We start from the raw sequence: 14736 nt of genomic DNA, 5'->3' as shown, positions 1-14736 counted from the left end.
CTCACGCTGCCGTCCCCAGCGCCCGGGCGATCCGGTCGGCGCGGTCCGCCACGAGTGCGGCGACACCGTCCGGCCCGTCGCCGAGGAGACCACGGGACTCGTTCACGAGCACCTGCTCGGCACGGCTGCCGTACAGCGCGCGGAGGTCCTCGATGCGGGCCCCCTGGGCACCGAAGCCCGGTGCGAGGACCGGAGCGGTGCCGATCTCGTCGGCCGTGATGCCGAAGTCGTCGAGGTCGAGGGTCGCGCCGAGCACCAGCCCGACGTCCCCCAGGGCCTGGTCGGCCGTCGTCCGGTTGTCGTCTGCCACGTCCACGACGATACCGGCAGCCACGGTCCGCCCGGCACGCGGTCCCTCGGCCAGCACGGCGGTCTGCACGACCCGGGCCTCCGGGTTGCTCGTCGCGGCGAGCACGAACACGCCGGCACCGTGCTCGCGGGCGACGCTGATCGTCCCCGACAACGAGCCGTAGCCGAGGTACGGCGACACGGTCATCGCGTCCGCCGCGAACGGACCGTCACGGTCGAGCCACGCGAGCGCGTAGTCGTCCCCGGTCGACCCGATGTCGCCACGCTTGACGTCCGCGACGACCAGGAGGCCCGCATCACGCGCGCGACGGATCGTCGCCTCGAGCGCACGGTACCCGGGCACGCCTGCTGCCTCGAAGAACGCGATCTGCGGCTTCACGACCGCCGCGCGACCGGCGGCGGCGTCGACCAGGGTCGCGCCGAAGGCGGTGAGCCCGGCCTCGTCACGGCCGAGCCCCCACGCCGCCAGCGTGGCGGCGTGGGGGTCGATCCCGACGCAGAGTGCGGACCGCGACCCGATGGCGGCCGCGAGCCGGACGCCGAACGGGGTCGGGCCTCCGTGCCGACCTGGGGTCACCAGCCCGCCCGCTCGAGCGCGTAGTCCTGCAGGCTCCGGACGCTGTGCGGCGTCCCGATCGTCTCGATCGCCGCGACCGCGGCGCCGAGCTGCGAGATCGTCGTGAACAGCGGCTTGTCCGCCGCCACGGTGGCCGCGCGGATCTCGTACCCGTCCGCCCGACCGGCGGCACCGCTCGGCGTGTTGATGACGATGTCGACCTCGTTGCGGGCGAGCAGGTCGACGACGCTCTCCTGCCCCTGGCTGAACTTGCCGACGACGCCGACCAGGATGCCGTTGCGGCGGAGCACCTCGGCGGTGCCCTCGGTCGCGATGATGGTGAAGCCGAGCTGCTGCAGGCGGTGCACCGGCAGGACGATGGCGCGCTTGTCGGTGTCGGCGACGCTCACGAACACCGTGCCGCTGGTGGGCAGCCCGCCGTACGCGGCCTCCTGGCTCTTGAGGAACGCCCGCGGGAAGTCACGGTCGATGCCCATGACCTCACCGGTGGAGCGCATCTCCGGGCTGAGCACCGAGTCGACGACCTGGCCCTCGCGGGTGCGGAAGCGTCGGAAGGGCAGTACGGCCTCCTTGACGGCGATCGGCGACTCCATCGGGACGAAGGCGCCGTCGCGGGTCGGCAGCATCCCCTCGGTGACCAGGTCGTCGATGCTCGTGCCGGTCATGATGCGTGCCGCGGCCTTGGCCAGGGCGATGCCGAGCGCCTTCGAGACGAACGGGACGGTGCGGCTGGCGCGGGGGTTCGCCTCGAGGACGTAGAGCACGCCCGCGGCGATGGCGAACTGCACGTTGAGGAGACCGCGGACGCCGACACCCCGGGCGATCTGCTCGGTCGCGTCGACGACGGCCTGGATCTCGGCGCGGCCGAGGCCGACCGGAGGCAGGGTGCAGGACGAGTCGCCGGAGTGGATGCCCGCCTCTTCGATGTGCTCCATGACGCCGCCGACGTAGAGCCGGTCGCCGTCGTAGAGCGCGTCGATGTCGATCTCGACCGCGTCGTCCAGGAACCGGTCCACGAGCAGCGGCAGGTCCGGGCCGATGATCGCCTGGTCGGCCATCCGGTCGAAGTAGTCGGCGAGGGTGGCGGAGTCGTAGACGATCTCCATGCCGCGGCCACCGAGCACGAAGGACGGGCGGACGAGCACCGGGTAGCCGATGCCCTCGGCGACCGCGGTTGCGCTGGCCAGGTCGTGGGCCGTGCCGTTCTTCGGCGCGAGCAGGCCGGCGTCGTCGAGGATGCGGGAGAACGCGCCGCGCTCCTCCGCCAGGTCGATCGCGTCGGGGCTGGTGCCGAGGATCGGGATGCCGGCGGCCTCGAGCGGCTTCGCCAGGCCCAGCGCGGTCTGGCCGCCGAGCTGCACGACCACGCCGACGACCTCGCCCGAGGCCTGCTCGGCCGCGATGACCTCGAGGACGTCCTCCACCGTCAGCGGCTCGAAGTAGAGCCGGTCCGAGGTGTCGTAGTCGGTCGAGACCGTCTCCGGGTTGCAGTTGACCATGATCGTCTCGAACCCGGCGTCGCTCAGCGCGAAGGACGCGTGCACGCAGGAGTAGTCGAACTCGACGCCCTGGCCGATGCGGTTCGGGCCGGAGCCGAGGATGACGACCTTCTTGCGGTCGCTCGGGGCGACCTCGGTCTCGGTGTCGTAGGACGAGTAGTGGTACGGCGTCAGGGCCGGGAACTCGCCGGCGCAGGTGTCGACCGTCTTGAACACCGGCCGGATGCCGAGTGCGTGGCGCTGGTCACGGGCCTCCTGCTCGGAGACGCCGCGGAGCGCGGCGATCTGGGCGTCGCTGAAGCCGTGCTCCTTCGCCCAGCGGACGGTGTCGGCGTCGAGGGTCTCGGCGGCGCGCACCTCTTCCGCCACCTCGTTGATGAGGACGATCTGGTCGATGAACCACGGGTCGATCTTCGTGGCCTCGAAGACCTCGGCCGCGGTCGCGCCCGCGACGAGGGCCTGCTGCACCGTGACGATGCGGCCGTCGGTCGGGATCGCGGACTTCTCGAGCAGCGCGGCCTTGTCGAGCTGGTCGGCCGGGGTGTCCCAGTGGAAGCTCGACCCGCGCTTCTCGAGCGAGCGGAGCGACTTCTGCAGCGCGGTGGCGTAGTTCCGGCCGATGGCCATCGCCTCGCCGACGCTCTTCATCGTGGTGGTGAGGGTGGCGTCGGCGGCCGGGAACTTCTCGAACGCGAAGCGCGGGGTCTTCACGACGACGTAGTCGAGCGTCGGCTCGAAGCTCGCCGGGGTGACCCGGGTGATGTCGTTCTGGATCTCGTCGAGGCGGTAGCCGATGGCGAGCTTCGCGGCGATCTTCGCGATCGGGAAGCCCGTCGCCTTGGACGCGAGCGCTGACGAGCGCGAGACCCGGGGGTTCATCTCGATGACGATGAGCCGGCCGTTCGACGGGTCGACCGCGAACTGGATGTTGCAGCCGCCGGTGTCGACACCGACGCGACGGATGATGTCGATGCCGATGTTCCGCATGTTCTGGTACTCGCGGTCGGTCAGCGTCAGTGCCGGGGCGACGGTGATCGAGTCACCGGTGTGCACGCCGACCGGGTCCACGTTCTCGATCGAGCAGACGACGACCGTGTTGTCGGCGTTGTCCCGCATCAGTTCGAGCTCGTACTCCTTCCAGCCGAGGATCGACTCCTCGAGCAGGACCTCGGTCGTCGGGCTGGACTGCAGCCCGTCGCCGACGAACCGGACGAGCTCCGCTTCGGTGTACGCGAAACCGGAGCCGAGGCCTCCCATGGTGAAGGACGGGCGGACGACCAGCGGGTAGCCGAGGTCCTTCGCGAACTCCTTCGCTTCCTCCAGCGTGTGGGCGATGTGGCTGCGGGCCACGTCGGCGCCCGACTCGAGGACGAGCTCCTTGAAGAGCTGGCGGTCCTCGCCGCGCTGGATGGCGTCCACCTTCGCGCCGATGAGCTCGACGCCGTACTTCTCGAGGATGCCGGCCTCGTCGAGGGAGATCGCCGCGTTGAGCGCGGTCTGCCCGCCGAGGGTCGGCAGGACGGCGTCGGGCTGTTCGATCCGGATGATCTCCTCGAGCGACGCGTTCGTGATCGGCTCGATGTAGGTCGCGTCGGCGAAGTCCGGATCGGTCATGATCGTCGCCGGGTTCGGGTTGACCAGGATCACGCGGACGCCCTCGGCGCGGAGGACGCGGCAGGCCTGGGTGCCGGAGTAGTCGAACTCGGCGGCCTGGCCGATGACGATCGGGCCGGAGCCGATGACCAGGACGGAGGTGATGTCGGAGCGCTTGGGCATCAGTTGCCCTCCTTCGTGATGTCGGCGGCGGGGGTGGTCGCGTCGGCGGTGGCCGCGTCGAGCGGCGTCCCCTGTCGGCGGGCCAGGACCATGTCCCGGAAGCGGTCGAAGAGGTACATGCTGTCGTGCGGTCCGGCGGCGGCCTCGGGGTGGTACTGCACGCTGAAGGCGGGGATGTCGAGCGCCCGGAGGCCCTCCACCACGTTGTCGTTGAGCGAGTAGTGCGAGACCTCGACGCGACCGAAGCCGACCGGGGACTCGAGGACCTGCCCGACGGGCGCGTCGACGGCGAACCCGTGGTTCTGGCTCGTGATCTCCACCTTGCCCGTCGTGGTGTCGAGCACCGGCTGGTTGATGCCACGGTGGCCGAACGGCAGCTTGTAGGTGCCGAAGCCCAGCGCGCGGCCGAGCAGCTGGTTGCCGAAGCAGATGCCGAAGAACGGCCGACCGTCGCGGAGGCTCTCCTGCAGCAGGGACACCTGCGCGTCGGACGCCGACGGGTCACCGGGGCCGTTCGAGTAGAACAGCGCGTCGGGGTCGAGTTCGCGGAGTCGCTCGACCGTGACGTCCTGCGGCAGGACGTGCACCTCGAAGCCGCGCTCGGACAGGTAGCGGGTCGTCGACGACTTCACGCCGAGGTCGAGGACGGCCAGGGTGCCGATGCGCTCCCCCACCGGTTCGACGACGTACTCCTCGGCGGTGGAGACCTCGGCGGACAGGTACTTGCCCGCCATGCCGGCCTGCTCGGTGACGACGCGGAGCTGCTCGTCGGCGTCGAGCGCGGCGTCGGCCCCGCTGAACACTCCGCCCTTCATGGCGCCCGCGTCACGGATGCGGCGGGTCAGGGAGCGGGTGTCGATCCCGGAGATCCCGACGATGCCGTCGCGCACCAGGTGGTCGTCGAGCGAGGCGTCCGCGCGGTGGTTCGAGACCACACGGCTGGGGTCGCGCACGACGTACCCGGCGACCCAGATGCGACGGGACTCGGGGTCCTCGTCGTTGACACCGGTGTTGCCGATGTGCGGCGCGGTCTGCACCACGATCTGTCCGGCGTAGGACGGGTCGGTCAGCGTCTCCTGGTACCCGGTCATGCCGGTCGCGAAGACCACCTCGCCGAGCGAGCGCCCACGGGCCCCGTAGGCCCAGCCGTCGTACCGGGTGCCGTCTTCGAGGACCAGTACGGCCCGTTCGCGTGTCATGAGTTCGTCCCTTCGCCCGCGGTGTGCGGGGAGTCGTTCGTCGTCGCCAGTCCCTGCAGGGCGGTGAGCGCTTCCGCGTCGCCCTCCGGGAACCGGAAGTAGGTGTCGAGGTCCGTCGCTGCCGCGGCGCCGGTCGCCGTCCATCGCAGTCGGACCAGTCCTCCGGGCTCGACCACTCGGTCGATCGCCCACGTGGCCCGGTCGGCGCCGCGGACGGCGCTCCGGGCGATCCACCGGTCGTCCACGCCGGCGTGGTGCAGCACGACGCCGGACGCGTGGACGGTCACACCGCCACGGCCGCGGAATCCGAGGCCACCGGCGGTGATCCGTTCGAGCGGCTGGTCCGCACGGGTGGTCGCGACGGTGAAGCCGTCCCACGACCCGGCCGCCGGTCCGCGGTCGGTGGGCACCGGGACGGGAGGCACGGACTCCGCCTGTCGTCGGCTGCGCGTCCGCCAGGTGCGGGCCATCGCCACGAACAGTGCCGCCACCGCGACCAGGATGACCCCGCCGAGCAGCCAGCGTGCCGCGTCACCGCTCATGCCGTCGCCGCCCGGGTCGCGGTCGCCCGTGCGCCGAGCGCACGTGCGGCCACGGTCTCGCTGTCGACGAGTCGCCCGTCGAGCACGGTCGGCATGCCGTGGTGGAACGTCGCGACGACCCGGCCCGGCAGCGGCATGCCGAGGTACGGCGAGTTCTGCGACTGGCCGTGCAGGTCGGCCGCCGAGAACTCGCGGCCTGCGGCGGGGTCGTAGAGCGTGATCTCGGCCGGTGCGCCCTCGGCGATCGCGTGGCCGTGGCCCTCGACCTGACCGATCCGGGCCGGTGCGCTCGAGAGCACCCGGGCGACGTCGGCCCAGTCCAGCCGGCCGTCGTCGACCACGGCGGCGTGCACGACGCGCAGCGCGGACTCGAGCCCGACCATGCCGTTCGCGGCGGCGGGCCACTCGCAGTGCTTCGCCTCGGCCGGGTGGGGCGCGTGGTCGGTCGCGACGATGTCGATCGTGCCGTCGGCGAGGGCGGCGCGGAGTGCCTCGACGTCCTCGCGGCGACGGAGCGGCGGGTTCACCTTGTACCGGGCGTCGTAGCCCGGAGCGCCGTCGTGTCCGGCGATCAGGTCCTCGGTGAGCAGGAGGTGGTGCGGGGTGACCTCGGCCGTGACGGCGATGCCGCGGGTCTTCGCCCAGCGGATCACCTCGACGCTGCCGGCGGTCGAGACGTGACAGACGTGCAGGCGTGCGCCGACGTGCTCGGCGAGCAGCACGTCCCGCGCGATGATCGACTCCTCGGCCACCGCCGGCCACCCCGCCAGACCGAGCTCGGACGACAGGCGGCCCTCGTTCATCTGCGCGCCGACGGTCAGTCGCGGCTCCTGCGCGTGCTGGGCGAGCACCCCGCCGAAGCCCTTGATGTACTCGAGCGCGCGGCGCATGAGCAGCGGGTCGGCGACGCACGAGCCGTCGTCCGAGAACACCCGGACCTTCGCGCGCGAAGTCGCCATCGCCCCGATCTCGGACAGGTGCGTGCCCTGCAACCCCTGCGAGACGGCCCCGATCGGGCGGACCGTGACGTAGCCGGCGTCGTCCCCGAGCGCCTGCACCTGCTCGACGACCCCGGCGGTGTCGGCCACCGGCGAGGAGTTCGCCATCGCGTTCACGGCCGTGAAGCCACCGGCGGCCGCGGCCCGCGAGCCGGAGAGGACCCTCTCGGACTCCTCGTGTCCGGGCTCGCGGAGGTGCGTGTGCAGGTCGACCAGACCGGGCAGCGCGAGCAGTCCGTCGGCGTCGACCACCGTCGCACCGGCCACGTCGAGACCGGAGCCGACCGCGGTGACGAGTCGGCCCTCCAGGCGGATGTCGGCACGGGTGCCGTCAACCAGCTGGGCGCCACGGATCAGGTGTGCGGTCATGCGACGGTCTCCTTCTGCTGGTCGCCGGTGAGGGCGAGGTAGAGCACGGCCATCCGCACCGAGACGCCGTTCGCGACCTGCTCCACGACCGTCGAACGGGCGTCGTCGGCGGCGACCCCGGCGATCTCGAGCCCGCGGTTCATCGGCCCCGGGTGCATCACGAGCGTGCGCTCGGGCAGTCGGGCGAACCGGGCGGCGGTGAGGCCGAAGTGCCGCGTGTACTCGCGGGGGTTCGGGAAGAAGGCGTCGTTCATCCGCTCCTGCTGGATGCGGAGCGTCATCACGACGTCCGGGTCCTCGGCGAGGGCCACGTCCAGGTCGTGGTGCACGGCCGCCCCGAACGGACGGTCGACCGCGGGCAAGAGCGTCGGCGGTGCGGCGAAGGTCACGTGCGCGCCGAGCGTGCGGAGCAGCCAGGCGTTGCTGCGGGCGACACGACTGTGCAGCACGTCGCCGACGATGAGCACCCGGACGCCGTCGAGCCCCTGGCCGCGGCTGTCCGCACCGTGCAGGCGGCGACGCATCGTGAACGCGTCGAGGAGCGCCTGGGTCGGGTGCTCGTGCGTGCCGTCCCCCGCGTTGACGACCGGCACGTCGATCCAGTCGGCCTCGGCGAGCACCCGCGGCGCGCCGGAGGCTCCGTGCCGGATGACGATCCCGTCGATGCCCATCGCGTCCAGGGTCTGCACGGTGTCCTTGAGGGACTCGCCCTTCGAGACGCTGGAGCCCTTCGCGGCGAAGTTGATCACGTCGGCGGACAACCGCTTGGCGGCGGCCTCGAACGAGATGCGGGTGCGGGTGGAGTCCTCGAAGAAGAGGTTGACGATCGTCCGTCCACGCAGGGCCGGCAGCTTCCGGACCTCGCGCGTGTTGACCTCGGCCATCTCTTCGGCGACGTCGAGGATCCGGACGGCGTCGTCGCGCGACAGGTCGGCGGTGGAGAGCAGGTGCCTCATGCCGCACCGCCCTGCTCGATGACGACGTCGTCGACGCCGTCGGTCTCGGTCAGGTGCAGGGTGACCCGCTCGTCGCCGGCGGTCGGCAGGTTCTTGCCGACGTGGTCCGCACGGATCGGCAGCTCGCGGTGGCCGCGGTCGACGAGGACGGCCAGGCGGACGGCGCGCGGCCGGCCGATGCCCTGCAGCGCGTCCAGTGCGGCGCGGACCGTGCGACCGGAGAAGAGCACGTCGTCGACCAGGACGACGACCTTGCCGTCGACGCCGCCGGCCGGGATCACCGTGGGGTGCGGGGCACGTCCGATCCCCCGGCGCAGGTCGTCGCGGTACATCGTGACGTCGAGGGCCCCGACGCGCTCACTGCCGATCCCCCCGGCGGCGGACTCCCACCCGGGTTCGATGTCGGCGAGGATGCGCCCGAGCCGCTCGGCCAGGACGGCGCCGCGGGTCGGGATGCCGAGCAACACGAGGTCCGAGCCACCGTGGTTGGCCTCGAGGATCTCGTGTGCGATGCGTGTCAGTGCACGCGTGATGTCGGGTTGCTGCAGGACCGTTCTGGTACCCACGCAGACCTCCTTCCCCGTCTCTCTGGACGGCTCCCGTCTCTCAGGACGGCTTCAAGGATGCTGACGTGTTCGAGCCTAGTGGGACTCCTGGTCCTCCGCGACAGTCCGACCGGACGGTCCACGTCCGCCCGCAACGGCGCCGAGGACACCGTTCACGAAGCCGGCCGAGTCCTCAGTCGACAGTGACTGCGCGAGCTCGACGGCCTCGGCGATCGCGACCGCGTCGGGGACCTCCGGGTTGAACCGGAGCTCCCAGACGCCCATGCGCAGGATGCAGCGGTCGAGGACGGGCATGCGGGCGATCGCCCAGCCCTGCGCGTGGTCGGTGATGACGTCGTCGATCTCGTACCGGGCCTCGTCGATGCCGGTCACGATCTGCCGCGCGTAGTCCCAGCTGGAGGTGCGCTCCGGCTGGTCGAGGTGGCGGACCGTCTCGGTCGCCAGGACGTCCGCGATCGGCAGCTCGCGCACCTCGGCCACGTAGAGCATGTCGAGGGCGCGCTTGCGCGCCTTGGAACGAGCACTCATCCGGTCAGCGCCTAGTCGTTGACGCGGCCGAGGTAGTTGCCGTCGCGCGTGTCGACCTTGACCTTGGTGCCGCTCTCGAGGAACAGCGGGACCTGGATCTGGTAGCCCGTGACGATCGTCGCCGGCTTGGTGCCACCGGAGGAACGGTCGCCTTGCAGGCCCGGCTCGGTCTCGATCGTGGTGACGATCGAGGTCGGGAGCTCGACGTAGAGCGGGTTGCCCTCGTTCATCGCGATGGTGACCTGCGCGGACTCGAGCAGGAAGTTCTTCGCGTCGCCGACGACCGTCGAGGGGACGCTGATCTGGTCGTAGGTGTCCTGGTCCATGAACACGTACGAGTCACCGTCCTCGTAGAGGTACTGGTAGTCGCGGCGGTCCACCACGGCGGTCACGATCTTCGCGCCCGCGTTGAACGTGCGGTCGACGACCTTGCCCGACACGACGTTCTTGAGCTTGGTGCGCACGAAGGCGCCGCCCTTGCCCGGCTTCACGTGCTGGAACTCGACGACCGACCAGAGCTGCCCGTCGATGATGAGAACGGCGCCGTTCTTGATGTCAGTGGTACTCGCCATTGGTCTTCCGTTCGATGGTGTTGTGAAGGTTGCCGGGCTCGTGGAGCCCCGGACGAGTGTAGCGGACGGGCTACTGCCGTCGGCGCGCGAGCCACGCGTCGATCGCGGCCCACCCCAGCAGGATGACGCAGGTGCCGCCGAGCAGGGCCCCGGCGACCAGAGTCGAGATCACCGCGGTCGGTCGCACCGGCGCGGCGAGGTACACGACGGCCAGGAGGCCCGCCCCGGCTCCCAGGAGCACGAGCAGCACCCGACGGATCATGCCCGACACCGTCTGGCGGTCCCGACGGTCGCTGAGCAGGCGGATGTTCACCGACAGCCTGCCGGCCTCCACCGCCTCGGTGATCTTGTCGATCCGTCGCGGCAGTCGGCGCGCCGCGGTGACCAGGCCGAACAGCTCGCGGACCAGGACACCTCGGATCGCCGCAGGGCGGAGCTGGTCGCGGATCTGTTCGCCGGCCAGCCCGCGCGACTCCTCGAGCAGGTCGAAGGACGGCGCCAGGGTCCGGAGCGTGCCCTCGAAGATCGCGAGTGCGCGGGCCGCCGCCACGAAGTCGGCCGGCGCCCGCAACCGGTACCTGCCGAACACCTCGACGGCGTCGTCGACCGTCTCGACCCCGATCCGTGCGCCGGGGCCGAGCTCCTCGGCGACGAACCGGGCCATGTCCCGACGGAAGTCCGACTCGTCGTCGGTGTCCTGCACCGGCGCCATCCTGAGCACCGCGTCGGCGATGCGCGAGGTGTCGTCCTGCAGGTAGGCGGCCAGCAGTTCCTGGACCGTGTCCCGGAGACCCGGGTCGAGCCTCCCGACCGAGCCGAAGTCGATGAGCGCCGGTCGTCCGTCGGGCTGCACCAGGACGTTCCCCGGGTGCAGGTCCGCGTGGTAGACGCCGTCGAAGACGACCTGCCGGAGGAACGAGCGGAGGATCGCCCGCATCGGCTCGTCGAGATCGCGGTCCGAGCGCTCGGCGCGGATGGCGCTGAGGGTGTCGCCCTCGAGGAACTCCATGACGAGCACGCGTCGGCTCGACAGGTCGCGGTACGGGTCCGGGAAGCGGACCTCGTCCGGCCGGGCGCTGCGGGCCTGTGCGGCCCGGAGCGACTCGAGGTTCCGGAGCTCGGCGGAGAAGTCGACCTGACGGATGAGGTCGGCACCGTACTGTTCGGCGACCTGCACCACCCCGAGCTGGCGGGCCTGGGCCGAGGTCCGCGTGAGGAACCGGACGACCCGCAGTGCGATGTCGACGTCGCGACGCACAGCGGCGTCGATGCCCGGACGCTGGACCTTCACCGCGACGGCGGTGCCGTCCGGCAGGCGGGCGCGGTGCACCTGCGCGATCGACGCGGCGGCGACCGGCTCCGGGTCGAAGGACGCGAACACCTGGGACACCGGCGCGCCGAGCTCGGCCTCGAGGAGTGCGAGGACCTCCTCGGGTGCCGCGGGTCGCACGTTCCGCTGCAGGTGGGCGAGCTCCTCGGTCCACTCCTCCGGCAGCAGGTCGTCCCGGGTCGAGAGGAGCTGGCCCATCTTCACGAAGCCGCCGCCGGCCTCCTCGAGTGCACGGCGGAGGTGGTCCGCCTGGCTGCGCCGCAGTTCCGACGTCGCCGGGTCGTGCGAGAAGTCGAGCCGTCGGAAGGGCAGCAGGGCGTGCCGTCGGGCGATGCCCAGGACCTCCGCGAAGCGACGACCCCGACTCCGGAGGCCCGAGGGCTCCTGACGCTGCTGGGTGGAGAAGTCGCTGAGACGGGGCGGGTTCGGCACTCCGCCAGTCTGCTCCGCGGGCCTGAGGTCCAGCGGGGCGCGGGGCGTGCTCAGGCGCTCAGGCGCCGACCTCCTGGTAGGCGGTGAAGAGCAGGTGGTCCTCCGGGCCCTCGAGCGTCACGGGCTTGCCGACCGCATCGAGGATGATGAAGCGGAGCATGCCGGCCCGCGCCTTCTTGTCGCGGCGCATCGTCGCCAGCAGGCTCTGCCAGCGGCCGAGCGGGTACGACGTCGGCAGCGACAGGGAGTCCAGGATCGACCGGTGCCGGTCGACGGTCGCGTCGTCCAGGTGCCCGGTGAGGCGTGCGAGCTCGGCGGCGAAGACCATGCCGACGGCGACGGCCGCACCGTGCCGCCACTGGTACCGCTCGGCGTGCTCGATCGCGTGTCCCAGCGTGTGCCCGTAGTTGAGGACCTCGCGGCGACCCTGCTCCGTGAAGTCCTCGGAGACGACCTGGGCCTTCAACTCGATCGCGAGCTCGACCACGCGGCGGAACTCCGGCGTCGTGGGGTCGGTGACGCGGTCGACGTCCGCCTCGATCACGTCGAGGATCTCCGGCACAGCGATGAACCCGGCCTTCACGATCTCGGCGAAGCCGGCCAGGATCTCGTTCCGGGGCAGCGTCCGCAGCAGGTCGAGGTCGCCGACCACCGCCCGCGGCGCGGCGAAGGCTCCGACCAGGTTCTTGCCCTCGTTCGTGTTGATGCCGGTCTTGCCGCCGACACTCGCGTCGACGAGGCCGAGCACCGTCGTCGGCATCGACAGGTAGGGCACGCCGCGCAGCCAGGTGGCGGCGACGAACCCGGCCAGGTCGGTCACGGCTCCGCCGCCGAGGCCGATGACGGCGTCGGTCCGGGTGAAGTCGGACTGGCCCATGACCTGCCAGCAGAACGAGGCGACCTCGATGCGCTTGGCCGCCTCGGCGTCGGGCACCTCGGCGATCAGGGCCTCGAGGCCGGCGCCGACGAGCAGCTGGCGGAGGTCCTCGGCACGGGCGCCCAGGGTCGGGGCGTGCACGATGAGGACCTTCGCCACGCGCGGGCCGAGCAGGGCGGGGACCGAGGCGAGCAGGCCGTTGCCGACCGCGACGACGTAGCCGTCCTGGCCGCCGACGCGGATCTCGGTGGTGCCCTCGGGCAGGGTCGACTCGGTCACGGTGCTCCTTCGTCGGGGGTTGCGGGCGGTGCCGCAGTGGGCGGTGCCGCAGTGGGCGGTGCCGCGGTCGGCGGTGTCGCGGAGGGCGGCGCGCTGGTGTCGGCGTCCCCGGCGGTGTCCTGGACGGTGCTCCGGACCCACGCGACGACGTCGTCGGCGACCCGGGACATCGGCCGACGTGAGGTGTCGAGCACGACGTGTGCGAGCGCGGCGTAGGTCGGGGCGCGCTCGTCGAGGATGCGCTGCCACGCCGTGATGCCCCCGGAGGCGATGAGCGGCCGGTCGCTGCCCGCGATCCGGGCGGCCACCGCTTCGGCCGTCACGGTGAGCAGCACGACGTGCGCACCGGTCATGGCCGCTCGGGTGTCGGGGTGCATCACCGCTCCCCCGCCGACCGACACGACACCACCGGTCTGCATGGCCTGACGGACCGCGGCGGCTTCGAGTTCCCGGAACGCCGGCTCGCCCCGCTCCGCGAACAGCTGCGGGATCGGGCCGTGCTCGCGGGCGATGACCCGGTCGGTGTCCGTGAAGGGCACGCCGAGGGCCTTCGCCACCCGGCGTCCGACGCTCGACTTGCCGGCGCCCATCGGCCCGATCACGACGATGGGACCCGGGGTGTCGGGTGGCAGGTCGGCCCCGCGCGGGACGTCGGCCCCGGTCACCAGGCGGAGGTCTGCGCGGTCGACTCGGTGCGGCGGGTCCGGAGGGTGTCCGGGATCGCCGCGAGGTAGCCCTCGAGGTTGCGCTTGGTCTCGGCGACGTTGTCCCCGCCGAACTTCTCGAGCACGGCGTCGGCGAGCACGAGCGCCACCATCGCCTCGGCCACGACGCCCGCGGCCGGTACTGCGCAGACGTCCGAGCGCTGGTGGTGGGCGCTCGCGTCCTCGCCGGTGGCGACGTCGATGGTCTGCAGGGCGTGCGGCACGGTCGCGATGGGCTTCATCGCCGCTCGGACGCGGAGGACGGTGCCGGTGGACATGCCACCCTCCGTCCCGCCGGCACGGTCGGTGGTGCGGACGATCTCGCCGTCCTCGCGCTGGAGCTCGTCGTGGGCGGCGGACCCACGGCGGGCAGCGGTCGCGAAGCCGTCACCGACCTCCACGCCCTTGATCGCCTGGATGCCCATGATCGCGGCGGCCAGCCGGGCGTCGAGGCGACGGTCCCACTGCACGTGCGAGCCGAGCCCCGGCGGGACGCCGTAGAACAGGACCTCGACGACGCCGCCGAGCGTGTCGCCGTCCTTCTTCGCGGCCTCGACCTCGGTCACCATGCGCTCCGAGGTCGCCGGGTCGGAGCACCGGAGCTGGTCGTCGTCCAGGCGGTCGACGTCCTCGGGCACGGGCAGCACGGCGTCGTCCGGCACGCGGACGGTCCCGACCTGCAGGGTGTGCGCCACCGAGGTCATGCCGAGTTCGGCGAGGAAGGACTTCGCGACGGCACCGAGGGCGACACGGGCCGCGGTCTCACGGGCCGACGCGCGCTCGAGGATCGGACGGGCCTCGTCGAAGCCGTACTTCTGCATGCCGACCAGGTCGGCGTGCCCGGGGCGCGGACGGGTCAGGGGTGCACCGCGGCCGCGCGACGCGTCGGTCTGCTCGATCGGCTCGGGGTTCATCACCTCGACCCACTTGGGCCACTCGGTGTTGCCGATGCGGATCGCGATCGGGCTGCCCATCGAGAAGCCGTGCCGGACGCCACCGGACAGGTGGAGCTCGTCCTGCTCGAACTTCATGCGCGAGCCACGGCCGTAACCGAGCTTGCGGCGCGCGAGGTCGGCGCGGATGGACTCGTACGACACCGGGACGCCGGCCGGGAGGCCTTCCATCATGGCGATCAGTTCGGGTCCGTGGGACTCACCAGCGGTCAACCAACGAAGCATGACCCCATCCTCCCACAGGGACGGGCGACGGCCGGTGTACCGCGA

At 71.8% G+C, this 14736-nt stretch carries 13 protein-coding genes; all 13 read right to left on the bottom strand.

What is annotated here, in order from left to right; genetic code table 11:
* Nucleotide 1: 1 nt before the first annotated feature.
* A complete protein-coding gene (pyrF, locus tag E9228_RS01400; RefSeq protein WP_166778833.1) occupies nucleotides 2–886 on the bottom strand; it encodes an orotidine-5'-phosphate decarboxylase in 885 nt (294 codons plus the stop codon).
* A complete protein-coding gene (gene carB / locus E9228_RS01395; RefSeq protein WP_166778832.1) occupies nucleotides 883–4161 on the bottom strand; it encodes a carbamoyl-phosphate synthase large subunit in 3279 nt (1092 codons plus the stop codon). The genes pyrF and carB overlap by 4 nt, the downstream gene beginning before the upstream one ends.
* On the bottom strand, nucleotides 4161–5360 hold the full coding sequence (gene carA, locus E9228_RS01390; protein WP_166778831.1) for a glutamine-hydrolyzing carbamoyl-phosphate synthase small subunit: 1200 nt from the start codon (nucleotides 5358–5360) through the stop codon (nucleotides 4161–4163). The genes carB and carA overlap by 1 nt, the downstream gene beginning before the upstream one ends.
* Nucleotides 5357–5902 (bottom strand): PH-like domain-containing protein, encoded by a 546-nt coding sequence (locus E9228_RS01385; protein ID WP_166778830.1) that lies wholly within the window; start codon nucleotides 5900–5902, stop codon nucleotides 5357–5359. Before E9228_RS01385 ends, carA begins: the two co-directional genes overlap by 4 nt.
* Nucleotides 5899–7269, bottom strand: a complete 1371-nt coding sequence (locus tag E9228_RS01380; protein ID WP_166778829.1) for a dihydroorotase — start codon at nucleotides 7267–7269, stop codon at nucleotides 5899–5901. The genes E9228_RS01385 and E9228_RS01380 overlap by 4 nt, the downstream gene beginning before the upstream one ends.
* Entirely contained in the window at nucleotides 7266–8225 is a 960-nt protein-coding gene (locus E9228_RS01375) for an aspartate carbamoyltransferase catalytic subunit (RefSeq protein ID WP_166778828.1), read from the bottom strand. Before E9228_RS01375 ends, E9228_RS01380 begins: the two co-directional genes overlap by 4 nt.
* A complete protein-coding gene (pyrR, locus tag E9228_RS01370; protein WP_166778827.1) occupies nucleotides 8222–8791 on the bottom strand; it encodes a bifunctional pyr operon transcriptional regulator/uracil phosphoribosyltransferase PyrR in 570 nt (189 codons plus the stop codon). The genes E9228_RS01375 and pyrR overlap by 4 nt, the downstream gene beginning before the upstream one ends.
* Before the next feature lie 75 nt (nucleotides 8792–8866).
* Complete coding sequence (gene nusB, locus E9228_RS01365) at nucleotides 8867–9319, bottom strand: transcription antitermination factor NusB (RefSeq protein WP_166778826.1); 453 nt, start codon at nucleotides 9317–9319, stop codon at nucleotides 8867–8869.
* An 11-nt stretch (nucleotides 9320–9330) separates the two neighbouring features.
* Nucleotides 9331–9891, bottom strand: a complete 561-nt coding sequence (gene efp, locus E9228_RS01360) for an elongation factor P (protein WP_166778825.1) — start codon at nucleotides 9889–9891, stop codon at nucleotides 9331–9333.
* Between the two features lie 70 nt (nucleotides 9892–9961).
* Nucleotides 9962–11653 carry an AarF/UbiB family protein gene (locus E9228_RS01355; RefSeq protein WP_166778824.1) on the bottom strand — a complete coding sequence of 564 codons (1692 nt, stop codon included), beginning with the start codon at nucleotides 11651–11653 and terminating at the stop codon, nucleotides 9962–9964.
* 58 nt (nucleotides 11654–11711) lie between these two features.
* Nucleotides 11712–12809, bottom strand: a complete 1098-nt coding sequence (aroB, locus tag E9228_RS01350; RefSeq protein WP_425248359.1) for a 3-dehydroquinate synthase — start codon at nucleotides 12807–12809, stop codon at nucleotides 11712–11714.
* On the bottom strand, nucleotides 12806–13474 hold the full coding sequence (locus E9228_RS01345) for a shikimate kinase (RefSeq protein ID WP_341849727.1): 669 nt from the start codon (nucleotides 13472–13474) through the stop codon (nucleotides 12806–12808). The genes aroB and E9228_RS01345 overlap by 4 nt, the downstream gene beginning before the upstream one ends.
* Nucleotides 13471–14691 carry a chorismate synthase gene (gene aroC / locus E9228_RS01340; protein WP_166778823.1) on the bottom strand — a complete coding sequence of 407 codons (1221 nt, stop codon included), beginning with the start codon at nucleotides 14689–14691 and terminating at the stop codon, nucleotides 13471–13473. Before aroC ends, E9228_RS01345 begins: the two co-directional genes overlap by 4 nt.
* Nucleotides 14692–14736 lie beyond the last annotated feature (45 nt).

This window comes from Curtobacterium salicis, assembly GCF_011759505.1.
Taxonomy (GTDB): Bacteria; Actinomycetota; Actinomycetes; order Actinomycetales; family Microbacteriaceae; genus Curtobacterium; species Curtobacterium salicis.
This window is presented reverse-complemented; position numbering and strand designations above follow the sequence as displayed.